We start from the raw sequence: 23,873 nt of genomic DNA on the forward strand, positions 1-23,873 counted from the left end.
CGAACGCTGCTTCAACCGCCTCAAACAGTTCCGTGCCATCGCCACCCGTTTCGACAAGACCGCTACCTCCTACCGAGGGTTGATCGACCTGGCCACCCTGCTCCTCTGGCTTTGAGGACACGCCCTAGCGGCGGGAGCGGCGCAGGCGGAGGGCCAGCAGGGTGCCGAGGACGCCGGTGACCACGCCGACCGTCGCGGGCACGGCCATCGGCGGGTCCACCACGACCACCGGCTCCAGCACCACCGGCGCCGGCGGCTGGACCGGCTTCGGGGGCGCGTCCGAGCCGGTCGCCGTCCACGCCGTGACGAACACGAGCAGCCGGGCGACGAGCGAGATGAAGAAGATCAGGCCGATCACCGAGCCGAACGCGATGCCGGTCGGCGAGTCGCCGATGAGCCGCAGGTAGAACCCGCCGGCCAGCTTCAGCACCTCGAACCCGATGGCGAGGGCGACCGCGCCGCGGACCGCGCTGCGCACGCCGACCTTCTGCCGCGGCAGCCGGGTCAGCACCCACAGGAACACCAGCCAGTCGGCGGCCAGCGACAGCGGCACCGAGGACGCCGACACGAGCTGGTGGCCCCAGCTCGTGTCGTCGAGGCCGGCCAGCCGGAGCAGGTAGCTGCCGAGCGCGGTGCCGGAGATGGTGAGCGTGAACGACACGAGCAGCGCCGCGGTCAGGCCGAGCAGCGCGAGCAGGTCGACGAGGATCAGCCGCGGCAGCGACTGGTCCGACCGGTTCTGCCCCCACAGGGCCGTCAGCGAGTCCCGCAGCGCGTTCATCCAGTTCCAGCCGGAGTAGAGGCCGATGGCCAGGCCGAGCACGCCGACGCTGGTCCGCTGCTCGACGAAGCCGGTGAGCAGTTCGGTGGCCTTGTCACCGAGCCCGCCCGGCAGCGTGCTGACGATCGCGTGCACCAGCGTGTCGAGCAGGTGCGGCTGCGTGGCCAGCACGAACCCGGCGACCGACGAGGCGACCATCAGCAGCGGCACCAGCGACAGCAGGCTGAAGTAGGTGATCGAAGCGACGTAGTGGTAACCGCCGGAGTCGATGTAGCGGTTGGTCGCGCGGGCGATGTGGTCCAGCCACCGGTACCGGGCGCGAGCCCGGGCCCAGGGGCTCGGGGCCTTGGGGGAACTGTTCACGAAGACTGTCTACCCAGCCGGAGCCGTCTTTGCGCAGGCAACACGCAGATCAGCCGAGAACCACCGGACCGGACCCGTCGTCGGCGGGCAGCGCGGCCTCCGTCGTGGCGAAGACGGTGCTGCCCAGGAAGCCGAGTTCGCCGCCGAGCGTGGCGAGGAAGGCGGTGTCGGCGGTGTCGCGGCCGGTCGAGATGCGGAGCAGGGTCTGCCGCGGGGGGGAGGCCGGGCGCGTAGACGGCGGCGTAGCGCGCGGGGATGTCGAGGAACCGGGACAGGGTGATGCAGACGTGCGCGAAGTCGCGGCAGACGCCTTCGCCGGCGAGCAGGGTGTCGACGGCGTCGGCGGCGGGACCGACCACATAGGACAGTCGCTCGTGGACGTGCCGGACGACGGCTTCGACCTGCCTGCGCGGGTTCCGGAGCTTGACGAGTTCTCGCGGCACGAGCCCGGCGACGCGGTCGGACGGGCAGTACCGGCTCGGCCGGGTTCGGGCTCGGTCAGCGCGCGTTCGGCGTGGCAGGTGACGCGGTGCTCGCCGGTCGGCAGGTCGAAGACCTCGGCGCGGGTCCCGTGGCCGAACTCGACGTCGACGGTCGCTCGCGCGGCCATCGCCCCAGGATGCCACCGGCTGGCAGAATCGCCGGGTGACCGACATCGTGGTGTTCCACTCCGTGCTCGGACTGCGCCCCGTCGAACTCGGCTTCGCCGACCGGCTGCGGGCGGCGGGGCACCGCGTCACCACCCCGGACCTCTTCGACGGCCGGACGGCATCGACGCTCGACGACGGCTTCGCGCTGAAAGACGCCGTCGGCTGGGAGACCATCACGCGGCGGGCCCACGACGCGGTGCGCGACCTCCCGGCGAAGACCGTGCTGGTGGGCGTGTCGATGGGCGCGGGGGTGGTCGAGACCGTGCTGCCACACCGGCCCGCCGCGGCCGGCGTCCTGTTCCTCCACGCCCTCGGGGCCCTGCCGGCCCGCGCGGGTCTGCCGGTGCAGGTCCACGTCGCCGATCCCGACCCGATCGCCCCTCCGGCGCAGGTGGCGGCCTGGCGCGAAGCAGCGGCGAAGTCGGGTGCCGACGCCCGGGTGTACACCTACCCGGGCATCGGCCACTTCTACACCGACGCGGCGGGTCCGGAGTACAACGCCGCCGCGGCGGAGCTCACCTGGGACCGCGTTGCCGCGTTCCTTTCGGATTTCGGGTAGCCGGCCGTCGCCCGGCCCACGAACTCCGGGCGACGATCGACCACCGCCCGCATCGAGGTCCGGCTGAGTCCCGCGGGACCGGCGGACTCAGCCGTAGTGCACCGGGTAGTGCTTGATCCCGTTCAGCCAGCTCGACCGCAGCCGCACCGGCGGCGCCGCCTCGGAGATGCCCGGCAGCACGTCCGCGATCGCGTTGAAGATCAGGTCGATCTCCAGCCGCGCCAGGTTCGCGCCGATGCAGTAGTGCGAGCCCGTTCCGCCGAAGCCCACGTGCGGGTTGTCCTCGCGGAAGATGTCGAACTTCTCCGGGTTCTCGAAGACTTCGTGGTCGAAGTTGGCCGAACTGTAGAACATGCCGACGCGGTCGCCCCTGCGGATGTGCGCGCCGCCGAGTTCGGTGTCGCGGGTGGCCGTGCGCTGGAACGCGACCACCGGGGTGCCCCAGCGGACGATCTCGTCCGGCGCGGTCTTCGGCCGCTGCTCCTTGAACAGCTCCCACTGCTCCGGGTGGTCTAGGAACGCCTTCATGCCGTGGGTGATGGCGTTGCGGGTGGTTTCGTTGCCGGCCACCGCGAGCAGGATGACGAAGAAACCGAACTCGTCGGAGCCGAGGGCCTCACCGTCGACGTCGGCCTGGATCAGCTTCGTGACGATGTCGTCCATCGGGCACTTGCGGCGGTCCTCGGCCATGTTCCACGCGTAGCCGATGAGCTGCGCCGACGCCTCCAGCGGCGCGACCTCGTACTCGGGGTCGTCGTAGGCGACCATCTGGTTGGACCACTCGAAGATCTTGAGCCGGTCCTGCTGCGGGATGCCGATCAGCTCGGCGATCGCCTGCAGCGGCAGCTCGCACGCGACATCGGTGACGAAGTCACCCGACCCCTTCTTGCGCGCTTCCGAAGCGATGCGCTCGGCGCGGTCGCGCAGCGTGTCCTCGAGCTTGGCGATGGACCGCGGGGTGAAGCCCTTCGACACGATCCGCCGCAGCTTCGTGTGCTGCGGGGCGTCCATGTTGAGCAGCACCAGGCGGTTCGCCTCGAGGTTGTCCTCGGTCATGTTTTCGTCGAAGCGGATGATGGCGGTCTTCTCCCGCGACGAGTACAGCGTGCTGTCGCGCGAGACCTCCTTGACGTCCGCGTGGCGCGAGACGACCCAGTAGCCGTCGTCGCGGTAGCCGGCGGCGTTGTGCTTCTGGGGGTTCCACCACACCGGGGCGGTCCGCCGCAACTCGGCGAACTCGGCGACGGGAAGTCGCTCCGCCAAGAGGTCCGGATCGGTGAAGTCGAACCCGGCGGGGATGAGCGGAGCGGCCACGTTGCCTCCCACGGTTCGGCTTGGAACACGTTCTAGCTTGGATTGAAGCATACGGCGTTAACCAACGGAAGACCGTGAGTGAAACCCGTTTACTAAACCGATGAGGCCAGGTGAGCGTGCGCTCACCGTCGGAAGATCAAGAAGGGGTCGAACCTGCGCGGACTTGCACAAAACAATAACTTATTCTAGTTTCTGCGGTGGTGAACAGTGTTTCCCGACGAAGGGGACGACATGGGCGTGCCGGTCATCGTCGAAGCCGTGCGGACGCCGATCGGCAAGCGGAACGGCCTGCTGGCCGGCCTGCACGCGGCCGAACTGCTGGGCGCCGCGCAGCTCGCCCTGCTCGACCGCGCCGGGATCGACCCCGCGCTGGTCGAGCAGCTCATCGGCGGCTGCGTCACGCAGGCGGGCGAGCAGTCGAACAACGTCACGCGCACGGCGTGGCTGCACGCGGGCCTGCCCGAGACGGCGGGCGCGACGACGATCGACGCCCAGTGCGGCTCGGCGCAGCAGGCCACCCACCTGATCGCCGGCCTGATCGCGGCGGACGCGATCGAGGCGGGAGTCGCGTGCGGCGTCGAGGCGATGAGCCGGGTGCCGCTCGGCACGAACCGCGCCGGCGCGTCCCCGCGGCCGTCGTCGTGGTCGATCGACCTGCCGAACCAGTACGGTGCGGCCGAACGCATCGCGGTCCGCCGCGGGCTGACGCGGGAGGACGTCGACCGGTTCGGTGCGGCGTCCCAGCGGAAGGCCGCGGCCGCCTGGGCGGCGGGCCACTTCGACCGCGAGGTGGTGCCGGTGAAGGCGCCGGTCCTTTCGCCGGATGGCGCTCCGACGGGCGAGACGCGCTTGGTCGCGCGCGACCAGGGCCTGCGCGAAACGACGGTGGAGGGCCTCGCCCGGCTCAAGCCGGTGGTCGAGGACGGCATCCACACGGCGGGCACGTCCTCCCAGATCTCCGACGGCGCGGCAGCGTTGCTCCTGCTGGACGCGGACCGGGCAGCGGCGCTGGGCCTGCGTCCGCGGGCCCGGATCGTGGCGCAGGCGCTGGTCGGCGCCGAGCCGTACTACCACCTGGACGGCCCGATCCGCGCGACGGAGCGCGTGCTGTCCCGGGCCGGGATGAGCGTGGCCGACGTCGACCTGTTCGAGGTCAACGAAGCGTTCGCCTCGGTGGCGCTGTCGTGGCAGCAGGTGGTGGCGCCGGACCCGGCCCGGGTGAACGTCAACGGCGGCGCGATCGCCCTCGGTCACCCGGTGGGCAGCACGGGAGCCCGGCTGCTGACGACGGCGTTGCACGAGCTGGAGCGCCGGGACGCCTCGACGGCCCTGGTGACGATGTGCGCGGGCGGGGCGCTGGCCACGGCGTCGATCATCGAACGGCTCTAGCCCGGCCGGTGGGCGTCCACCTCGATTTCGATCTTCATCCGCGGGTCCGCCAGGCCGCATTCCAGCATCGTCGCGGCCGGGCGGACGTCGGCGAACGCCTTGCGCAGCACCGGCCAGCACGGCTCGAAGTCCGCGCGCGAAGGCAGCAGGTAGCGGACGCGGACCACGTCCGCGAACGTGCAGCCCGCCTCGGCCAGTGCCGCCTCGATGTTGCGCAGGCACTGGGCCGCCTGCTCGACGACGTCGTCGGAGATGGTCATCGCCGCGTAGTCGAAGCCGGTCGTGCCCGAGACGTACACGCGATCGCCGTGCACCACGGCGCGGGCGTAGCCGATCCGTTCCTCGAAGGTGGACCCGCTGAGGATCGCTCGCCGTTCCGTCATACCGCGCACATTAGCTTGCGGCCCTTGTGCTTCACTTCGATGCATGATCTCGGAGAGCCGCTGCCCGGTGGAGGACGGTGAGCTCCTCGTCCGCCGCGGCGGCGAGGGCCCGGCACTGCTGCTGATCGCGGGCGGCACCGGATCGGGCGACGCCTACCGCGCGCTGGCGAAGCAGCTGTACGCGGATTACACCGTGATCACCTACGACCGGCGCGGCCACTTCGGCAGCACGGACACGACGACGGGCCCGGTCCCGGTTTCGCTGCAGGCGGACGACGCACTGTCGGTCCTGGACCACGCCGCCGCCGACGGCCCGGCCCGGGTGTTCGGCTCGAGCGCGGGCGCGCTGATCGGCCTCGACCTCGTCGCCCGGCACCCGGACCGCGTCACGACGCTGGTCGCGCACGAACCCCCGGCGGTCCACCTGATGCCGGACGCGGGCGGCTGGCTCGAAGCGGCGGCGGAACAGGTCCGGCTGGCCCGTTCGGGTGAGCTGATGGCCGCGGTGACGCGGTTCGCGGACGCGATCGCGGGCGCGGCGCTGCCGAACCTGCCGAACCTCCGGCTGCCGCACGAGGCCGACTGGCTCCGGCTGTTCGACCGCGAGCTGACGGAGTTCTTCGACTACCTCCCGGACCTGCGCGCGCTGCGGAAGGCGAGCACGGAGATCTTCCCGGTGGCGGGCGAGGGCAGCCGCGGCCGCTACCACTACCAGCCGGCGAAGATCCTGGCGCTGGAGCTGGGGTTGCCGTTCACGGAGGTACCGGGATCGCACCTGGCGCCGCAGCGGAACCCGGCGAAGTTCGCCGCGGCGCTGAAGGAGCTGCTGACCCCGGAGTCCTGACGGACGGCACGGGGTCAGACCACCCGGATGCCGTCCTTCCAGACCTCCCGGACGTTCGACGCCAGCGCCGGGAAGTCGTACGGGTCCCCCGCCACCACCACGACGTCCGCGCGCAAGCCCGGCTCCAGCCGGCCCAGTTCGCCGTCCAGGCCCATCAACCGGGCCGCCGAGGACGTCGTCGCCTCCAGGACGTCGCCCGGTGTCATGCCGCACGCCGCCATCAGGGCCAGTTCCTCGAGGTTCGTGCCGTGCGGGCCCACGCCGCTGTCCGTGCCCATCGCGATCCGGACCCCCGCCGCATACGCGCGGCGGACCGAGTCGCGGTGGACCTCCACCACTTCGCGCGCCTTCGCCACCACCGCCGAGGGCAGGTCGACGCCCGCGTCGGCCGCGCGGACGACGTTGACCGGCGCGATCAGGGTGGGAACCAGCCAGGTCCCGTGGCCGAGCATCAGCTCGATCGCCTCGTCGTCCAGGTAGATCCCGTGCTCGATCGACCGCACGCCGGCGCGGACCGCGTTCTTGATGCCCGCCGCGCCCTGGGCGTGGGCCATCACCGGGCGGCCCTGCATCGCCGCCTCCGTCACCAGGATGTCCAGTTCCTCCGGCGTGAACTGCGAGTGCCGCGGGTCGTCGCGCGGGGACAGCACCCCGCCGGTCGTGCACACCTTGAGCACGTCCGCGCCCGCGCGCAGCATCGTCCGGGCCACCCGGCGCATCTCGTCGGGCCCGTCGGCGGTCGCGTCCGGCCGGCCCGGGTGCGGGACCATCAGCGGCACGCACAGCCCCGACGGGTGCCACGCGTCGCCGTGACCGCCGGTCGCGCTGATCAGCCCGACCGAGATCTGCAGCCGCGGGCCCGGGATCAGCCCGTCGTCCACCGCCTGCTTGATGCCGAGGTCCGCGCCCGCCGCGTCGCGGACGGTCGTGATGCCCAGGCCCAGCGTCGCCCACAGGTTCCACGCGGCTTCGTAGAACTGGTAGGAGAACGGCTTCTGCACCCGGGACAGCAGCCCGATGTCGGAGATCGTCACGTGCACGTGGCAGTCGAAGAGCCCGGGCAGCAGCACCGTGCCGGTGCAGTCGACGCCCTCGTCGCCGTCGAGGTCCGTGCCGACGTCGACGATCCGGCCGTGCTCGACGACGACGTCGGCCGGGGCCGGGTCCGCGCCGGTGCCGTCGAAGACCGAACCGCCGGTGAACACCGTGCGCGTCACGCTGCCTCCACAAGAGATTTCCGCCGCGGTGCCGCCACCGCGGCCGCCGCGAGCACGACGACATTCGCGCCGAGGCCGACCAGGCCGACGTTGACCGTGCCGACGAGGTGGGTGTCCACAAAGGTCAGCCAGAGCACCACGAGCTCGCCCGCGACCAGCCCGGCCAGCACCGGGCCCTTGCCGACCGGCACGCGCCGCAGGAACGCCAGCAGGTTGGCCGGGGCGAGCTGCACCGACCCCGAATAGGTGAGCAACAGCAGGTTGGCCAGCAGATCCGGCCGGAAGATGCCGAGCACGAGGGCCAGCGTACTCGCGAGGACAACCGTGCCGTGGTTGATCCAGAACTGGCGGCGGCCGCTGCGGACGCGCACGATGTTGCGCGCCACCAGCGACGAAATCCCGATCAGGATCCCGGCCGCCGGGACCATCGCGGTGGCCGTCGCGGCGACCACGACGATCCCGGTCACCCAGCCGGGCAAGGCGTCCTTCGACAGCGTCAGCAATACGCCGTTCGGGTCACTGCCCTTCGGCACCACGAGGATCGCCGCGAAGCCGATCACCATCGGCAGCAGCAGGCTCAGCTCGTACACGGGCATCCAGGCGTAGTTGCGCCGCAGCACCTTCGGGTCGCGCGCCGACATCAGCGCCGGCCACGAGTGCGGCAGCGTCATCAGCCCGACGCCGATCGCGCTGACCAGCATGCTCGTCACGAACCAGACGTGGTCGTTTGCTCCACTGTGGACGATGAGCTTCTCGGGGTGCAGCTGTTCGACCTTGTGGAACACCGCCGGGATGCCGCCCGCGAAGTGCGTCGGCACCGCGATGATCAGGACGACCAGCGCGACCAGCATGATGCCGTCCTTGAAGTAGGACGTCGCCGCGACGCCGCGCAAGCCGGCCCACAGCACGAACGCGACGACCAGCACGCTGCCGGTCACCATGCTCAGCGTCCCGGACGCGGTGTCGCCGGTGACCAGCCGGACGATCAGCCCCAGGCCGGTGATCTGCAACTGCAGGTACGGCAGCACGAAGACGACGCCGAGCACCGCGGACAGCGTGCCGAGCGTCCGGCTGGCGTAGCGGTCCTCGAGGAAGTCGCCCTGGGTGAGGTAGCCGCGCTCCTTCCCCATCGTCCACAGCCGTTTCGCGAGGAAGAACAGCACGACGTAGGCGATCGGGACGTACGGCAGGGCGTACATCGCGGCGACGCCGCCGGAGAAGGCGAGGCCCGCCATGCCGAGGAAGGTGAAGGTGGTGAACACCTCCCCCGCCTGCAGGAACCACATCGTCACCGCGCCGAACCGGCGGCCGCCGACGGTCCATTCCGCGAGGTCGGCGACGGGCGTGCGCCGACCGACGAACCCGAGGACGCCGATCAGCACGATGCCCGCGAGGGTGAAGGCGAGGATCATCCGTCGTCCTCCTCCGCGCGCATCAGGCGTTCCGACAGCAGCAGCGCCGGGGTGAACATGAGGCACCAGAACGCGCCCCACACGATCATCCGCGGCAGGCCGAGCCACAGGCCGGTGGTGTTGACGAACGGCAGGAACGGCATCAGCACCAGGGCGAGCACGGGCAGCAGCGGGGGCCAGTGGTAGCTGCGCACGGCGTCACCCGGCCAGCAGCCCGAGCCGGCGGACGGCGAGTTCGGCCAGCAGCGCGGCGCCGTCGCCGAGCACGCTGTCGTCGAAGCGGGCGCGCGGCGAGTGGTTGTCCGGGGCGGTCGCCGGGTCCGTCGGGCACGCGCCGAGGAAGAGGTACGCGCCGGGCACCCGCTCGAGGACCCGGGAGAAGTCCTCCGAACCGGTGATCGGATCGGCCATCTCGGTGAAGCGTTCCTCGCCGAAGACGTCGCGGATCGTGTCGGCGACGAAGCCGTACGCCTCGGCGTCGTTGACCGTCGCCGGGTACTCGGGTTCGTAGGTGACGTCGATGTCGAGGCCGTGCGCCTGGGCGATGCCGCGGCAGACGCGCACCGCCCGCTCCCCCACCCGCGCGGCGACTTCCGGCGAGAACGACCGCAGCGTCGCCTCGAACACCGCGTCGTCCGGGATGATGTTGCGCCGCGTGCCGGCGTGGAACGAGCCGACGGTGACCACGACCGGGTCGAAGACGTCGAAGGTGCGCGTGACCATCGTCTGCAGGGCGGTCACCATCTCGCAGGCCGCCGGAATGGGGTCGCGGGCGTCGTGCGGGGACGAGCCGTGGCCGCCGTCGCCCTTGACCCGGACTTCGAGGGCGCCGGAGGCCGCCATCAGCGTGCCCGGGCGGGCGACGAAGTGGCCCTTGGCGTAGCTCGCGGCCGAGACGTGCAGGCCGTAGGCGGCGTCGACGGGCCGGCCGGACGCCGTCAGCACGCCTTCGTCGATCATGCGGCCGGCGCCGTCCCAGCCTTCTTCGCCGGGCTGGAACATGAAGACGACGTCGCCGGGCAGGTCTTCTTTGCGGGCGGCGAGCAGCCGGGCCGCGCCGACCAGGCCCGCGGTGTGGAGGTCGTGCCCGCAGGCGTGCATGGCGCCGTCGAGGGTCGAGGTGAACTCCTCGCCACTGGCCTCGGTGACCGGGAGCGCGTCCATGTCGCCGCGCAGGAGAACGGTGCCGCCGGGTTTGCCGCCGGGTTCGCCGCCGGGTTTGCCGCCGCGCAGGACGGCGGTGATCGACGACAGGTTCTTGCCGAGGGTGAGTTCGAGCGGCAGGCCGTCGAGGGCGCCGAGCACCCGCTCCTGGGTCCGGGGCAGGTGCAGGCCGATCTCGGGGATCCGGTGCAGGTCGCGGCGCAGGGCGACCAGCTCGTCGAGCAGGGCGGCGGCATCGGAGCGCAGGGTCATCCGCCGATCATGCGAGAGTCGAGCACAATGGCCGGGGAAAACGGCCGGAACCACCGTTTCGAGGGCTTATGAGCGAAGAATCCGCCATGCTGGCCGAGCAGGACCTCAAACTGGCCGACGCGCTCCAGGCGGCGCCGCGGGCGTCGTGGTCGACGCTCGGGGACGCGCTCGGCCTGAGCGCGGTGACGGTGGCCCGCCGCTGGGAGGCGCTGGTGGAGCGCGGGGACGCCTGGCTCACAGCGTACGCCGGCGGCGAGCTGCTCTCGCAGCTGGCGCTGGCCTTCGTGGCGATCGACTGCGAGCCGGGGGCGGTGTTCTCCGTCGCGGCCGCACTGGCCGCGGACGTCCACGTGGCCACGGTCGAGTACGTGGCCGGGCCCTGCGACCTGCTGGTCCACGTCGTCACGCCGTCGCTGCGGGACCTCGGGGCGCACGTGGCGGGCCGGGTGGCGGCGGTGCCCGGCGTGGCGCGGGTGCGCACGGCGCTGTCCCCGCGGATGTTCACCGAGGGCAGCCGCTGGCGGGTCCGGGCGATCTCGCCGGGCCAGCGGGAGGCGCTGTCGCCGAAGCCGCCACGCCACCGCGCCCCGCTGCGGTTCGACGCGGCGGACCGGGCCCTGGTCCTGGCCCTGGGCGCGGACGCCCGGGCATCGGCGGCGGCGCTGGCGGGCTCACTGGGCGTCGGGGCGACGACGGTGCGCCGCCGGCTGGACGCCCTGCTGGGCCGCGGCGCGGTCCGCGTCCGGTGCGAGATCGCGCGTTCGCTGTCCCCGGCACCGGTGACGGTGACGCTGTGGCTGCGCGTGCCACCGGACAAGCTCGAGACGACGGCCCGGTCGCTGGCGATGGTGCCGGAGGTCCGGATGTGCGCGGCGTTGACCGGCGACGCGAACCTGATGCTGGTGCTGTGGCTGCCCGCGCAGCACGAGGTGGTCGCGGTGGAGGCGCAACTGGCGGCGAAACTGCCGTGGCTGGAGATCACGGGCCGGGCGGTGACGCTGCGGAGCGTCAAGCTGATGGGCCGGTTGCTCGACCCGGCGGGGCGGGGAGCGGGCCGGGTGCCGCTGGACTTCTGGGCCGCGGTCCCCGTGCCGGAGCACGGGGACCGCAGCGTTCACCGGTCCGGGGGATGAGGGGGGTGAGGTGGAGGGAAGCATCCCCCGGGACCGGGGTTCGTGGGGCCGGGTGACCGAAGGGCGGTCGGCGGGCCGGGCTTTCGGGGCTGGTTCGGTGCGGTTCGGGTCTGGTGTGGACCGGGACGAAAGTCGCGTGATCGAGGCTGGAAGTTGCGTGATTCGGGACGGATCTCGCGTGATCGGGCCCGGGTCTCACGTGATTTCGGTACTGAGCTCGGATGCAGGAACGGGTCTTGCGCGTGATTGGCGGGGCATCTCCCGTGATTGGAGAGGCATCACACGTGATTGGGAAGTCGACTCGCGTGATTGAAGGGTCGACTCGCGTGATTGAAGGGTCGACTCGCGTGCCTGGCGGGTTGGGGCTGGAGGGTCGGTGGGTGGGAAGGGGGTTCCGGCGCGGTGGATGGGGGGTGAGGTGGAGGGAAGCGTCCACCGGCCGGAACTCGCGGGCGGGAGCGACTCCCGCCTTCTCCTCCTTCGCTGATCCGGCTGCACCGGATCGGTGGGGTGAGGAATCCCGGCCCGGTGGACTTGGGGGTGAGGTGGAGGGGAAGCGTCCACCGGGCCGGGGCTCGGGTGCGGGAGGGGGTCCCGCGGTTGGTGCGGGAGGGGTCCCGCGGTTTGCGGTGGAGCGACCGGCCCGGCGGACTTCGGGGGGGTGAGGTGGAGGGAAGTGTCCGCCGGGCCGGGGTCTGGGTGCGGGTCAGTGCCCGCTGGGGGATCGGGCCGAAGCCTGTTGGATCGTGGGGCGGCGGGCCGGGTCCGCCTTGCCGCCGTTGGGTTCCGGCGCGTGCCACGTGCCGCCCGCGCCGTCCGCGAGCAGCGACGGCCACTTCCGCGCGCACGCCCCGTCGCAGGTGGACTTCCCGGAACCGCGCTCGCCGGCTGCTGCTGCGCCCCGAGCACCAGCGGCGTACGGGTTGGTCCCGCAGGCCGCGACCAGCGCGCGTCCGGCAACGGTGAGCGGCGCGGCAACGGCCGGGCGAGCACGGTTCATCGGAAGTTCTCCTTCCCGGCAGTCGAAGCAACCGGAACTGCTATTCGGCGCAGGCCCGGCCGGAGTTGATGCAGTTGACCAGGCGGCCCATGATCTGCCGGCTCATCACGTTCGCGAAGTCGTCGTGGTCGGAACGCGGGTTGTGCTTCTCCTGGGCGAAGGCGTCCACTTTGTACTCGCCGTTCTGCTGGACGTCCTGCGGGACGTTGTAGACCAGCGTCACCTGCAGCTGCGGCACGTTCTTGAACCCCTGCGGGCACTTGCCCTGCTGGTCGGCGAACACAATGTGGCTGCGGTGGTCCTTGCTGTCGGTGTTCTTGCCGTCCCAGCAGTTCGGGAAGGCGTGGATCCGCTCCACCTTGCTGCCCGCCGGGCAGATCGGGTACAGGTCGGTCAGCCGGTCCTCGAACCCGGTGCAGGTCCAGCTCGGCCGGGCGTTCTTCGGGCCGTTGGTGCTCTGCTTGGCGTCACCGTAGAGGATCCGCAGGCCGAGCGGCATCGCGACGACGTCCCGCGCACCGCCGCCGATGAACTTCAGCGTCGCCGACTCCGGCTCGATGATCGTGCCGTCGTTGTCGCCGACTTCCTTGTTCGCGCCCTGGACACCACCGAGCTCGTCCTGCTGCTGGCCCTGGTTCTGGTTGGCCTGGTTCTGGTTCTGGTTGGCCTGGTTCTGGTTCTGGTTGGCCTGGTTCTGGTTGTTCTGGTCCTGCTGCTGGTTCTTGTTCTGGCCCTGCTTGTCCTGCTGCTGGTTCTGATCCTGCTGCTGGTTGTTCTGGTCCTGGTTGCGCTGGCGACGCTGCTGCTGGCCGTCCGGGTTCTGGTTCTGGTCACCCTGCTGCTGCGCGCTGCGGCCCGAGCGGCCGCCACCCTGGCCCTGGCTGTTGCGCTGCTCCTGCGCGTCCTTGGCGTCCTGGGCGCTCTTGTCCTGCTGGACGTCGCCCGTCTTGCCCTTCTGCTGCTGCTGGGCCTGCTGGTTCTTCTGCTGCTCGGCTTCCTTGTCACCGCGGTCGATGCGGATGACGGGCCAGAAGTAAGCGGACTTGTCGCCGTTCTTGCAGGTGGTCCCGCCGGCGAGCAGGCTCTTGAGGCTCGAGTCGGCGTCGGTGGTCTTGTTGCCGACGTAGTCGTGCAGGTGCTGGGCACCGTTCTTGATCCCGGGCTGGGCGATGAAGTTGTCCGGGTTCTGGTGCGCGCCGTCGGCGTTCGTTCCACAGTTGACGGTGAAGGAGCCCTGGGCGCCCTTCTTCTTCAAGGCCGCGTTGACGTTGTTGCCGGCGGGCACCTTGTTGATGTCGATGAAGAACGACGGGTCCGCGGGGTCCGCGCTGGCCTCGCCCGTGCGGCCCGTGGTGACCGCGACGGCGAGTGCGCCGACGGCGATCGCCAGGCCGATCGCACCCATCGCGATCTTGGTTCGGCGGGCAACGCGGTGCTTGCCCGTCACGGGGGACCGAGAATTCCGGGCCATAGACTAGTTCACCTCGTTCGTTTTTCCGGGCGCGCGCCAGCGGCGCGGCAGCCCGGGCAAGAACTACCGTTGATTGAGCTCGAGATCGCGGAACCCGGTGGGGACGCTTGCGGTTCCGGCTGTCGGGATGCATCGGGGATGCATTGGGGGATACGGACCCGAGCGGCCCGAGGTTCAAAAGCGACCGGCCCGTTATCTGTTCGTTATCTACCGGAACGCAACCGGACAGCATTCACCCAGGTCACGGCATTCCGTCGAAAAGAAAGAGATTCAGCGCTGGACGACCACGAGGACGGTGCCGTCCTCGCCGCGGACCTCGAACCGGCTGATCTGGTCCATCGCGAGCGACACCGAACCCTGCAGCCGCAACGGTTCGGGCGAGCCGGGGATGCCGAACCCCTTGGGCGGCACCGACCAGCTCGAGACGACGCGCTCGGCCCCGGTGGCCGGGACGGCGACCAGCTGGCACTTCACCGGCCCCACGATCCCGCGCAGTTCGAGCTCGACGCGGCTGCCCCACTCCACCGGCGAAACGGTGACGAGCGCGCTGACGGCGGACCCGCCGCTGCCGCGGCCGTAGGTCTGGCCGCCACCGGGCTGGCCCTGGGCCCCGCCGGGCGGCGGGGTGGACGTCGCCGGGACGCTCGTGGCCGGCGGCGGCTGCTTGCCGGCCGGGGCGGCGAGCGAAGCGGGCGGAACGGCGTCGGCCGGCCGGACCGCGAGGGTCACCAGCGGGCCGGCGATCACCGCCGCCGCGGCCGCGGCCCCGGCGAGGATGCCGATCCGGCGACGGCGGCGGCGCTTGACGGCGGCCTCTTCCATGAGGCCGCGCAGCACCCGGGGACCGGGTGACAGGGTGCGCGGGCCGGGCGCCGGCATCGGCGGCTCCGGCCAGCTGCGCTTCACCAGGTCGAGCACGTCCGGCAGCTGGTACAGCTCGATCAGGTCGAGCTGGCAGTGCGGGCAGTTCATCAGGTGGGCTTCGAACTGGCTGTTCTCGGCCTCGCTGAGGACGCCGAGCACGTAGGCGGCGACGTCGGTGTGTGCGGATCCGGCCACGCTCAGTTCACCCCCGCTCCCGCAAGGCCCGGCGCAGCGCGCGGACGGCGTGGTGGATGCGGGACTTGACCGTGCCGGGCGGGACGCCGAGGGTCGCCGCGACCTCGTTCACGGTCCGATCGCGCAGGTAGGTCTGCTGGATGGCCTCCCGCTGCTCGGGCGAAAGCCCCTGCAGCGCTTCGTAAACGATCATCGCGGCGAGCGTCCGGTCCGACTCGTCGGACACCGCGATCGCGTCGGACTCGATCTCCTCGAGCTCCTGGGGCCGGACACTGCGGCTGCGCCAGCCGTCGATGACGGTGCGGCGGGCCACCGTGAACAACCAGGCACGCAGCATCTCCGGCTGGCGGTCGAGCTTGTCGGCGTTCCGCCACGCCTTGATCAGCGTCTCCTGCACGACGTCTTCGGCCCACTGCCGGTCGTGGCCGGTCAGCCGCAGCGCGAACGCCATGAGGGACCCGCCGAACTCCTGGTAGAGCGCCTTCGCCAGATCGTCGGAGCCGTCACCGGGCTCGACGGCCTCGTGCTCTCCGACGGATCTCAGCGCTCGGGTGTGCCGTCCCACGCGGGACATCCTGGTGGGCCGGACGGCCTACGTCCAGTACTTCGGACCCCAAACCGGGTGCAAAACTTTTTTGAACCGTTTCCGGACCGTGTCCGTATCCCCTACCGAAGACCCCGACCAGGCGTTGTCCCCCGCAACGCTCCGCATCCACTCCGGACCGAATGTCCACTGTGGATCTTTCGCGCCCTTTTCCGTTGCACTACCGGCAACAGCGCGTAGTCATGCCCCACGGAGGAGCAGTGATCCGCATTCCCCGCCCGGTGGTCCCCGCCGCCGTGTGCCTCTCCGCACTCGCCTTGCTCACTGCCTGTACCGCCGGCGCGGCCACCACCTCGGGTGGCGGGTACGCCGCCGGCGGCGCCGGGATGCAGATGCCCGGCATGCAGCAGGGCCAGGTCGTCCTCCCGATGCCGCAGGGCATCTCCGCCGACCCCAACAACCCGGCGAAGAGCCAGCTCAGGGCGGCCAAGACGTTCGACCTGGGGCTCATGCTCGTCGACGGGACCGGGTACACGATCTACCGGTACGACCGGGACACCCCCAAGCCCTCGCGGTCGAACTGCACCGGCGCGTGCGCCGACAAGTGGATCCCGGTCAAGGCCGGCGGCAACCTCGCCCCGATCGACGTCGACCAGTCGCTGATCGGCGAAATCACCCGCGACGACGGGTCCCAGCAGCTCACCCTGGCCGGCTGGCCGCTGTACCACTTCACCGGCGACAGCGAGCCGGCCGACACCTCCGGACAGGGCGCCGACCAGGCGTGGTACCCGATCGCCCCGGACGGCAAGAAGATCACGCTGACCCAGGACGAGTGGAGGCAAAATGCGTTCGGCGTCTGAGCTCGCCGGGTTCGACTTCGAACCGCCGTCGGCCCTCGAACGCTCCCGGCCGCTGGCCCGGATCCTGTTCGTGCTGGCCGCGGTCCTGACGCTGCTCGCACCGGGCTACACCTCGCTCGCCCAGACCGGCGCCGTGAACTCGGTGTCCGACACCGACGCGGTGCTGCTGACCAAGGTCCGCCAGGCCGGTCTGTGGGAGATGCCCTCGGGCATGATGGCCATGCAGAAGGGCAGCCCGATCGTCCAGAAGGTCGGCTTCGCGATCATGATGGACCACGGCCGCCTCGACGTCGCCACCCGCGCGCTCTCGCAGAAGCTGAACTCGCCGGTCCCCGACCAGCCGTCCGACGAACAGCGCGGCTGGCTCGCCGAAGAGATGGCCGCCGCCCCCGGCCCGGAGTTCGACCGGGTCTTCGCCAACCGGCTGCGGGCGGCGCACGGCCAGGTGTTCGCCGTCCTCGCGCAGCTGCGCGCCGGCACCCGCAACGACGACGTGCGGGCCTTCGCCACCGTCGGCAACCAGGCCGTGATGCGGCACATGACGATGCTGGAAAGCACCGGGATGGTCGACTACACCGCGCTGCCCGCGCCGGTCGTCTCCACCACCGCGGCGCCCACCGGCATCCAGCTCGGTCTCGACACGTCCCAGCTCGCCGTGGTGGGGGCGCTGTTCCTGCTGGTCGGTGGCGGGCTGTTCTACGTGCTGCGCCAGATCAAGAGCAACCGTGGCCGCGCCAGGTCGTCCCGGCCGGCCACCGCGAGAACCGGGGGTAGCCATGGTTGAGACATGGCACGACGCAACGATCTTCCTCACCCAGCAGTTCCAGCCGAAGACCGACCCGGCCGCCCGCGGCCTCGCGGCGTTCGCCGCCCGGACGTCCTACGCGGCGACGATGCTGACGCTCACCTGGGGCGTGCTCACCGCGACCGGCTGGATCCGTTCGGTCACCGGCCGGAAGGGCCTGCGCAGCACCCACATGGTGCTCGCCACCGCGACGATCATCTTCGGCCTCGTCCACGCGCTGGGCTTCACCTACCTGACGGTGGCCCCGTACAGCTTCGCCTACATGTTCGTCCCGTTCGGGTCCGGCCAGGAAGCGCGCCACATCGCGGGCATCATCGGCTTCGAGGTCATGTTCGCCATCTTCCTCACCGCCGGCCTGCAGCGCTTCACCTCCTACCGCCGCTGGCTGTGGCTGCACCGCTGCGCGTACCCGGCGGTCGGGCTGATCGCCGTCCACTCCTGGTTCGGCGCCATCGCCAACGGCCACCTCTCGGTGACCTGGCTGGGCGGCATCACGCTGCTGGTCCCGGCCGTGACGGTGTCGATGCTGCGGTTCATGCCCGCCCGCACCCTGGAACGCATCGGACTCGTGGAAGAGCAGGTGGCCTGAGATGCCCTTCCGGCTGCCCGGGGGTGGCCCCCGGATCAGCGTCGACAACGACCGCTGCGAGCTCTACGGCATCTGCGCCATGGAGGCGCCGGACGTGTTCGACCTCGGCCAGGACGGCCGCCTGCGCTTCCACACGCGGCTGCTGGACGAAACCACCATTGAACAGGCGAAGATGGCCGCCCGCTGCTGCCCGATGCAGGCGGTCGTGATGAGAGGGGACCTCGATGGCTGACGGCGACCGGATCGTCATCGTCGGTGCGGGCGTCGCCGGGCTGCGTGCCGCGGAACGCTTGCGGGAACTGAACTTCGACGGGGAAATCGTGCTCATCGGTGACGAGGCACGGCGCCCGTACCACCGCCCGATGGTCTCGAAGGCGCTGGTGATGGGGACCGAACGGCCCAGCGACGTGGGCCTTTCGCACTACCTGCCGGACCTCGACGTGCATTGGCGCCTCGGGGCGCGCGTGACGCACCTGGACACCACCGAGCGGGTCGTGCACCTGCCCGGCGGCGAATCCCTCTGGTACGACGGCCTGATCGCCGCCACCGGCGTCTACCCGCGGCACCTGCCCGGCGCGCCGCGGCACGACCCGCGCGTGCGGATCCTGCGCACGGTCGAGGACTCGATGGCGGTGCGGCGCTGCCTCAACGCCAGCAAGAAGCCGGCCGTCGTGATCGGCGCCGGCCTGATCGGCAACGAGTTCGCCGCGAGCATGCGGCACATCGGCCGGGACGTCACCCTGATCGGGCACGCGAAGGCGCCGCTGCACCGCTTCGGCGACCGCGTCTCCAGCGGCATCGTCGAGGCCCACCACGAGCACCGCGCGAACCTGGCCATGCGCAGTGAAGTCCGGCACTGGATCAGCACGAAGGACACCGTCGGGCTGCACCTGACGAACAACCAGCTGCTGGTCGCCAGCGTCGTCGTGCTCGCCATCGGCAGCGTCCCGTCGGTGGACTGGATGCGCGGCTCCGGCCTGGACATCAGCGACGGCGTGCTCTGCGACTCCAAGCTGTTCGCCGAGGGCGCGTCCGACGTCGTCATCGCCGGCGACATCGCGCGCTGGCCGAACCTGCGGTTCGACGAGACCCCGCGGCGGGTCGAGCACTGGATCAACGCCGTCGAGTCGGCCCGGCACGCGGCGGAGAACCTGCTGATGGGGCACTCGAGCGCCCGGCCGTTCACCCCGCTGCCCCGCGCCTGGTCGACGCTGTACGACACGCGCCTGCAGATGTGCGGGATGCCCTCGCTGGCCGAGGACACCGTGTCGCTGGCCGACGGCATCACCGGCTTCATCCGCGACGGGCGCCTGGTCGGCATCTCCGCGTGGGACAAGCCGCGGGCGATGCTCGACTGGATGGCCGAGCTGGACCGGCGGCTGCCCGCTCCCGACTACGTGCCGGAGCCGGAGCCCGCGCCCGCCCCGGAGGTGCCGGTGGTCGAGCCGTCGCTGGCCGCGCTGGCGGCCGACGTGCCGCCGGAGTTCGACAGCGGCTTCGACCACCAGGCCTTCGAGCGCGAGTTCGAAAGCGAGTTCGCCAACGACATCCCGACGACGGCGTTCCCCGCGCAGGCGCTGCCCACCACGGCGTTCGCCGCGCAGCCCGGGGCCGCCCTGCCGACCATGGCCATCCCGATGGGGAGGTAGCGAAGCCGGGACGGGGCTGCGCGCGGCGGCCCTCCGTCCCTTGCCGGTCACCACACCCCCTCCGCGGCTGGGTGTGTGGTGACCGGCCCCAGCGTCCCCCAGCCCGCCTCGCGTCCGTGACGGCACGAGCGCCCGGCGGGCCAGGAGAAGGTCATCCCGAGGGAACCCGACGCCCCCGGGGTGACCTTCTCCCGGCGCACCGGGCGGGGGCCCGGGGTCGAGCGCCACGGCGGGTCACCTCGCCGGGGCGCACGGGCCGTGGCGGTCGTTCCGGTGGACGGGTATGCCGCCGGAAGGAACGCCACGGTCTTGCACCGGTGCACGGCCGTCCCGGGGGCACGGGAACCCCCGGGACGGCCTCCCCACCCCACCCGCCCTCCCCGGCACCCAAGTCGACCCCCCAATCACACGAGTCGACCCCCTAATCACGCGAGTCGACCTCCCAATCACGCGAGTCGACCCCCTAATCACGCGAGTCGACCCTCCAATCACGCGAGTCGACCTCCCAATCACGCGAGATTTCCCTCTCCACCGGATGAAACCGGCCCCCGACCGCTCACATGGCGGGGGAATCCCCGGGGGCGACCTCACCGCGAGCGCCGCGACCACCACGACTCCCCCACCACGAGACCGCCGAGGACCAGCACCGCCACCCCGGTCACCCGCAACCCCGCGTCCGTCCCCGCCACGAACGCCGTGACGACGTCGGACGCGCGAGGGGCCCGGGCGAGGGCCTCCGCCACCGTGTGCGCCCCGCGGGTGTCCGGCGGCAGCGCGGCGACGAACCTCGCCGTGGACACCGTGCTGATCACCGCGACGCCGAGCGCGCTGCCGAACTCGCGCGTGGTCGCCTGCAACCCGGTGCCCACCCCCGCCCGGTCCGGCGGCAGCGCACCCGCGATCACGCCCGACAGCGTCGGCAACGCCAGGGTCACGCCGATCCCGGTCACGACGAGCCAAGCCGCGTAGACGGCGTACGGTGTCGCCGGGTCGCTCGTGGACAGTCCGAGCAGGCCGCCGCCGACGCACGCGAACGCGCACGCGATGGTCGCGTCCAGGCCGATCCGCCCGGCCAGGCGCCCGGCGTGCCGTCCGCCCAAGATCACCGGGACCGTCAGCGGCACGATTCCGAGTCCCGTCGCCAGCACGCCGAACCCCTTGGCGTACTGAAGGAACGACGCGTTGACGTAGAACAGCGCGAACATGCCGAAGAAGATCGCGGTCAGCCCGAGGCAGGCGCTGCGCAGGCGCGGATCGCGGAACAACCGGGGGTCCAGCAGCGGGTGCGCGGACCGCAGCTCGGCGAACACCCACGCCGCGAACAGCACGGCGGCCCCGGCGAACCCGGACACGACGACCACGCTGTCCCAGCCCGCCTCCGGACCTTGGACGATCGCGAGCAGCAGCGTGACCGACGCGCCGGTCAGCAACGCCACGGCCACCGGCCCGAGCCGCCGGTCGTGGCGGGAGGACACCGGCGCGCACCGGGCGACCAGCGCGGCGAGGCCCAGCGAGACAGCCGCGGCGGCGGCGAACAGCCAGCGCCACGACCCCGCGGTCAGCACCAGGCCGCCGCCGACGTTGCCCGCGACCCCGCCGATGCCGGTCATCGACGCCCAGGTGGCGATGGTCGCCGGCTTGCGGGCGGCGGGCACGGCGTGCAGCAGGACGGCGAGGGAGTTGGGCAGCACCGCCGCCGCGCCGATCCCGGTCAGCGCCCGGCCCGCGAGCAGCACCGCGACGTCCGGGGCCAGTGCCGACAGCAGCGTGCCCGCGGCGAACAGCCCCAGGCCGGTCAGCAGGACGCCCTTGCGGCCGAACCGGTCGCCCGCGGCCCCGGCGGGGATCACCAGGCAGGCGAACACGATCACGTAGGTGTCGACGATCCAGACCAGGGCCGGCGCGGACGGCCGCAACGCGCTCCCGGCGAGCAGCGGGACGGCGAGGTTGATCGCGGCGACCATCCCGACGACGAGCACCACCGCGGCGCACATGAGGGTGAGGAGACCGCGTTGCGACGCCCGGCCGGACATCGGTTCGCGAAGCTGAGTAGTCATGACGCCGACGGTAGGAAGGACGGACTGCTGCGCGCGACGCAACTTCGGCAAGGGCAGTTTGCGTATGCTGCAACTGTGGCCGAGCAGCTCGACCTGAACCTCCTGCGCGTGTTCGACGCGCTCCTGCGGGACGGCAGCGTGACGGCGGCGGCCGAGCGCCTCCACCTGTCCATCCCGGCGACCAGCCGCGCGCTGGGCCGGCTGCGGCGGGCGATGGGCGACCCGATCCTGGTGCGCGCCGGCCGGGGGCTGGCGCCGACGCCGTTCGCGCTGCGCACGGCCCCGCGGGTGCGCTCGCTGCTGGAGGAAGCGGCGGCCCTGGTCAGCACCGACTTTTCGCTCGCCGCGCTCGAGCGCACCTTCACGATCCGCATCAACGACGGCGTGGCCGCGACCCTGGCCACCGCGGCCGCCGAGGCCACGGCGGAGGCCGCCCCGGGCGTCACCCTGCGGTTCGTGGCCGAAGGCAGCGAGAGCGCCGACGCCCTCCGCGACGGCTCGGTCGACCTGGACATCGGCGTGGGCGGGCACCCGGCGCCCGACATCCGCACCGCCGTGCTGTACCGCGAGCGCCTGGTGGCCGCCGTGCGCGCGGACAGCCCGCTGGCCCGGCACCGCCGGCCGACCTTGGCGCAGCTGTGCCGCCACCCGCACGTCTCGGCGTCCCGCCGCGGACTGGCCCGCGGGCCGCTGGACGACGTCCTCGCCGCGGCGGGCCTGCACCGGCACGTCGCCGCCGTCGTCCCCACGGCCGCGGTGGCCGTGCTGGTGATCGCTTCGAGCCCGTACGTGGGACTGCTGCCGCGGCGCCTCGCCGAGCAGTACGCCGGCCCGCTCGGCCTCCGCTGGTTCCCGGTCCCGGCGGACCTGCCGGACCTGGAGGTCCGCCTGTCCTGGCACGCCCGCCTGGACGCCGACCCGGCCCAGCAGTGGCTCCGCGAAACCCTCCAGTCCGCCCTCCCCTGACCCCCAGGCAGGCCACCTCTCGGGCAGGCGAGTCGACCCCCCAATCACGCGTGATGCCCTTCCAATCACGTGAGATGCCTCCCCAATCACACGAGATGTCCCTCCAATCACGCGAGATCCGCCCCCGGTCACGTGCAATCACGCGGGAGCCGCCCCCGACCACGCCGAATCGCGCCCCAGTCACGCCGCACCACGCCCGAGCACGCGAGATACCCGCCCGACCGGACGAAACCGGCTCCCGCCCGCGTCCCCTGTGGCACGATTCATCCGTGACCAGCTCGCCCGCGACGGCTCAGTACCTGCGCGACCTCGCGCTGCTGCGGCGCGTCCGGGACCGGATCGACCGGGAGTACGCCCAGCCCCTCGACGTCGAGGCGCTGGCCCGCGGCGTCAACATGTCCGCCGGGCACCTCAGCCGTCAGTTCCGCCGCGCCTACGGTGAGTCACCGTATTCGTACCTGATGACGCGCCGGATCGAACGGGCGATGGCCCTGCTGCGCACGGGTGAGCTGAGCGTCACCGAGGTCTGCTTCACGGTCGGCTTCTCGTCGCTGGGCACCTTCAGCACGCGGTTCGCCGAGCTGGTCGGGATGCCGCCGAGCGTCTACCGCGAGCAGCAGGCCGAGGCCACCGTGGGGATGCCGCCGTGCGTCGCCAAGCAGGTCACCAGACCGATCAGGAATCGAGAAGCGCGGCCGTCGGCCGCCACCTAGGGTGACCACCATGGACGTCACCATTCACTCGAGCTTCCTCCCGCACACGGACCCGGAAGCCTCGCTCGCCTTCTACCGCGACCTCCTCGGCTTCGAGGTCCGCCAGAACGTCAAGTACGGCGACATGCAGTGGATCACCGTCGGGCCGCCGAACCAGCCGGACACCGCGATCGTGCTGACACCGGTGGCCGCGACGCCCGGCCTGACCGACGACGAGCGCCGCATGATCAACGAGATGATGGCCAAGGGCACCTACGCCGGCGTCAACCTCGCCACCAAGGACCTCGACGCGCTGTTCGCCAAGCTCGAGGCCGGCAACGCCGAAGTCGTCCAGGAGCCGGTCGAGCAGCCCTACGGCATCCGCGACTGCTCCTTCCGCGACCCCGCCGGCAACCTGCTCCGCATCCAGGAACTGCGCTGACCCCGGCATGTGCCTGAGCCTGCAGGTCGCCGCGCAGCACCACCTCCGCGAGCTGGCGCTGCTGCGCCGCGTCCGCGACCGCATCGACCGCGAGCCCGCCGCCGCACTGGACGTCGAAGCGCTGGCGGCCACAGTGGACCTGCCCGTCGCGCTGTTCGTCCGCCGCTTCCGCGACGCCTACGGCCTTTCGTCGCACGCCTACCGGCGGGCCGTCGGAGCGGTCAGGAATCGAGAAGCCCGGGCCGCCGGGCCGGAAGCAGCGTGAACCGCGCCGCCCG

General features: G+C 71.7%; 25 protein-coding genes and 1 pseudogene. 13 read left to right on the plus strand and 13 right to left on the minus strand.

Features of this window, described 5'->3' with window-relative positions; all coding sequences use genetic code 11:
• Positions 1-124: 124 nt before the first annotated feature.
• Together ACLJOU_RS16930 and ACLJOU_RS16935 are read right to left on the minus strand one after the other, a co-directional pair.
• Positions 125-1,144 (minus strand): YhjD/YihY/BrkB family envelope integrity protein, encoded by a 1,020-nt coding sequence (locus ACLJOU_RS16930; protein WP_410568372.1) that lies wholly within the window; start codon positions 1,142-1,144, stop codon positions 125-127.
• A gap of 49 nt (positions 1,145-1,193) precedes the next feature.
• Positions 1,194-1,730 (minus strand): annotated as a pseudogene (locus tag ACLJOU_RS16935) (transglutaminase-like domain-containing protein); the annotation flags it as partial.
• A 59-nt stretch (positions 1,731-1,789) separates the two neighbouring features.
• On the opposite strand from ACLJOU_RS16935, the gene ACLJOU_RS16940 reads away from it, so the two are divergent.
• A complete protein-coding gene (locus tag ACLJOU_RS16940) occupies positions 1,790-2,353 on the plus strand; it encodes a dienelactone hydrolase family protein (protein ID WP_410568374.1) in 564 nt (187 codons plus the stop codon).
• Between the two features lie 87 nt (positions 2,354-2,440).
• On the opposite strand, the gene ACLJOU_RS16945 is transcribed toward ACLJOU_RS16940, so the two are convergent.
• Complete coding sequence (locus ACLJOU_RS16945; RefSeq protein WP_410568376.1) at positions 2,441-3,667, minus strand: cytochrome P450; 1,227 nt, start codon at positions 3,665-3,667, stop codon at positions 2,441-2,443.
• Positions 3,668-3,898: 231 nt separating this feature from the next.
• On the opposite strand from ACLJOU_RS16945, the gene ACLJOU_RS16950 reads away from it, so the two are divergent.
• Complete coding sequence (locus ACLJOU_RS16950; protein ID WP_410568378.1) at positions 3,899-5,056, plus strand: steroid 3-ketoacyl-CoA thiolase; 1,158 nt, start codon at positions 3,899-3,901, stop codon at positions 5,054-5,056.
• Here ACLJOU_RS16950 and ACLJOU_RS16955 read toward each other — a convergent pair.
• The gene (locus ACLJOU_RS16955; protein WP_410568379.1) at positions 5,053-5,439 is read right to left on the minus strand and encodes a RidA family protein; all 387 of its coding nucleotides are present in this window, start codon (positions 5,437-5,439) and stop codon (positions 5,053-5,055) included. The two genes, ACLJOU_RS16950 and ACLJOU_RS16955, sit on opposite strands and share 4 nt — an antisense overlap.
• A gap of 43 nt (positions 5,440-5,482) precedes the next feature.
• Between ACLJOU_RS16955 and ACLJOU_RS16960 the strand changes: the two genes are divergently transcribed.
• Entirely contained in the window at positions 5,483-6,283 is an 801-nt protein-coding gene (locus ACLJOU_RS16960; RefSeq protein WP_410568381.1) for an alpha/beta fold hydrolase, read from the plus strand.
• A gap of 14 nt (positions 6,284-6,297) precedes the next feature.
• Here ACLJOU_RS16960 and ACLJOU_RS16965 read toward each other — a convergent pair whose 3' ends face one another.
• From ACLJOU_RS16965 to ACLJOU_RS16980, 4 genes are read right to left on the minus strand one after another with little or no spacing between them, the layout of a single operon-like run.
• Positions 6,298-7,500: an amidohydrolase family protein gene (locus tag ACLJOU_RS16965; protein ID WP_410568383.1), complete on the minus strand. Its 1,203-nt coding sequence runs from the start codon at positions 7,498-7,500 to the stop codon at positions 6,298-6,300.
• Positions 7,497-8,912, minus strand: a complete 1,416-nt coding sequence (locus tag ACLJOU_RS16970) for a sodium:solute symporter family protein (protein WP_410568385.1) — start codon at positions 8,910-8,912, stop codon at positions 7,497-7,499. Before ACLJOU_RS16970 ends, ACLJOU_RS16965 begins: the two co-directional genes overlap by 4 nt.
• Positions 8,909-9,106, minus strand: coding sequence for a hypothetical protein (locus ACLJOU_RS16975; protein WP_410568387.1), 198 nt, complete (start codon positions 9,104-9,106; stop codon positions 8,909-8,911). The genes ACLJOU_RS16970 and ACLJOU_RS16975 overlap by 4 nt, the downstream gene beginning before the upstream one ends.
• A 4-nt stretch (positions 9,107-9,110) precedes the next feature.
• Positions 9,111-10,328, minus strand: coding sequence for a M20 metallopeptidase family protein (locus tag ACLJOU_RS16980; protein WP_410568389.1), 1,218 nt, complete (start codon positions 10,326-10,328; stop codon positions 9,111-9,113).
• A 68-nt stretch (positions 10,329-10,396) separates the two neighbouring features.
• On the opposite strand from ACLJOU_RS16980, the gene ACLJOU_RS16985 reads away from it, so the two are divergent.
• Positions 10,397-11,461, plus strand: a complete 1,065-nt coding sequence (locus ACLJOU_RS16985; RefSeq protein ID WP_410568391.1) for an Lrp/AsnC family transcriptional regulator — start codon at positions 10,397-10,399, stop codon at positions 11,459-11,461.
• A gap of 706 nt (positions 11,462-12,167) precedes the next feature.
• Here the strand turns inward: ACLJOU_RS16985 and ACLJOU_RS16990 are convergent.
• The 4 genes from ACLJOU_RS16990 to ACLJOU_RS17005 form a co-directional block, all read right to left on the minus strand.
• Entirely contained in the window at positions 12,168-12,461 is a 294-nt protein-coding gene (locus tag ACLJOU_RS16990; RefSeq protein ID WP_410568392.1) for a hypothetical protein, read from the minus strand.
• A gap of 40 nt (positions 12,462-12,501) precedes the next feature.
• On the minus strand, positions 12,502-13,932 hold the full coding sequence (locus ACLJOU_RS16995) for a DUF1996 domain-containing protein (RefSeq protein WP_410568394.1): 1,431 nt from the start codon (positions 13,930-13,932) through the stop codon (positions 12,502-12,504).
• A 270-nt stretch (positions 13,933-14,202) separates the two neighbouring features.
• Positions 14,203-14,991 (minus strand): zf-HC2 domain-containing protein, encoded by a 789-nt coding sequence (locus tag ACLJOU_RS17000; RefSeq protein WP_410568395.1) that lies wholly within the window; start codon positions 14,989-14,991, stop codon positions 14,203-14,205.
• Positions 14,992-14,998: 7 nt separating this feature from the next.
• Complete coding sequence (locus ACLJOU_RS17005) at positions 14,999-15,556, minus strand: sigma-70 family RNA polymerase sigma factor (protein ID WP_410568397.1); 558 nt, start codon at positions 15,554-15,556, stop codon at positions 14,999-15,001.
• 239 nt (positions 15,557-15,795) lie between these two features.
• Here ACLJOU_RS17005 and ACLJOU_RS17010 point away from each other — a divergent pair, with 239 nt between their 5' ends.
• From ACLJOU_RS17010 to ACLJOU_RS17030, 5 genes are read left to right on the plus strand one after another with little or no spacing between them, the layout of a single operon-like run.
• The gene (locus ACLJOU_RS17010; RefSeq protein ID WP_410568399.1) at positions 15,796-16,395 is read left to right on the plus strand and encodes a hypothetical protein; all 600 of its coding nucleotides are present in this window, start codon (positions 15,796-15,798) and stop codon (positions 16,393-16,395) included.
• On the plus strand, positions 16,379-17,179 hold the full coding sequence (locus tag ACLJOU_RS17015) for a DUF4142 domain-containing protein (protein ID WP_410568401.1): 801 nt from the start codon (positions 16,379-16,381) through the stop codon (positions 17,177-17,179). The genes ACLJOU_RS17010 and ACLJOU_RS17015 overlap by 17 nt, the downstream gene beginning before the upstream one ends.
• On the plus strand, positions 17,172-17,789 hold the full coding sequence (locus ACLJOU_RS17020) for a ferric reductase-like transmembrane domain-containing protein (RefSeq protein ID WP_410568403.1): 618 nt from the start codon (positions 17,172-17,174) through the stop codon (positions 17,787-17,789). The genes ACLJOU_RS17015 and ACLJOU_RS17020 overlap by 8 nt, the downstream gene beginning before the upstream one ends.
• A gap of 1 nt (position 17,790) precedes the next feature.
• Positions 17,791-18,021 carry a ferredoxin gene (locus tag ACLJOU_RS17025; RefSeq protein ID WP_013224408.1) on the plus strand — a complete coding sequence of 77 codons (231 nt, stop codon included), beginning with the start codon at positions 17,791-17,793 and terminating at the stop codon, positions 18,019-18,021.
• Entirely contained in the window at positions 18,014-19,438 is a 1,425-nt protein-coding gene (locus tag ACLJOU_RS17030) for an NAD(P)/FAD-dependent oxidoreductase (protein WP_410568405.1), read from the plus strand. Before ACLJOU_RS17025 ends, ACLJOU_RS17030 begins: the two co-directional genes overlap by 8 nt.
• Before the next feature lie 587 nt (positions 19,439-20,025).
• Here the strand turns inward: ACLJOU_RS17030 and ACLJOU_RS17035 are convergent.
• Entirely contained in the window at positions 20,026-21,432 is a 1,407-nt protein-coding gene (locus ACLJOU_RS17035; protein ID WP_410568955.1) for an MFS transporter, read from the minus strand.
• 138 nt (positions 21,433-21,570) lie between these two features.
• Between ACLJOU_RS17035 and ACLJOU_RS17040 the strand changes: the two genes are divergently transcribed.
• From ACLJOU_RS17040 to ACLJOU_RS17055, 4 genes are all read left to right on the plus strand, one after another.
• Positions 21,571-22,461, plus strand: a complete 891-nt coding sequence (locus ACLJOU_RS17040; protein WP_410568407.1) for a LysR family transcriptional regulator — start codon at positions 21,571-21,573, stop codon at positions 22,459-22,461.
• Between the two features lie 269 nt (positions 22,462-22,730).
• Positions 22,731-23,174, plus strand: coding sequence for a helix-turn-helix transcriptional regulator (locus ACLJOU_RS17045; RefSeq protein ID WP_410568409.1), 444 nt, complete (start codon positions 22,731-22,733; stop codon positions 23,172-23,174).
• 10 nt (positions 23,175-23,184) lie between these two features.
• A complete protein-coding gene (locus ACLJOU_RS17050) occupies positions 23,185-23,595 on the plus strand; it encodes a VOC family protein (protein ID WP_191315778.1) in 411 nt (136 codons plus the stop codon).
• A 7-nt stretch (positions 23,596-23,602) separates the two neighbouring features.
• Complete coding sequence (locus ACLJOU_RS17055; protein ID WP_410568411.1) at positions 23,603-23,860, plus strand: AraC family transcriptional regulator; 258 nt, start codon at positions 23,603-23,605, stop codon at positions 23,858-23,860.
• Positions 23,861-23,873: the final 13 nt, after the last annotated feature.

Source organism: Amycolatopsis sp. cmx-4-61, from assembly GCF_046548775.1.
In the GTDB taxonomy this organism is placed as follows: Bacteria; Actinomycetota; Actinomycetes; order Mycobacteriales; family Pseudonocardiaceae; genus Amycolatopsis.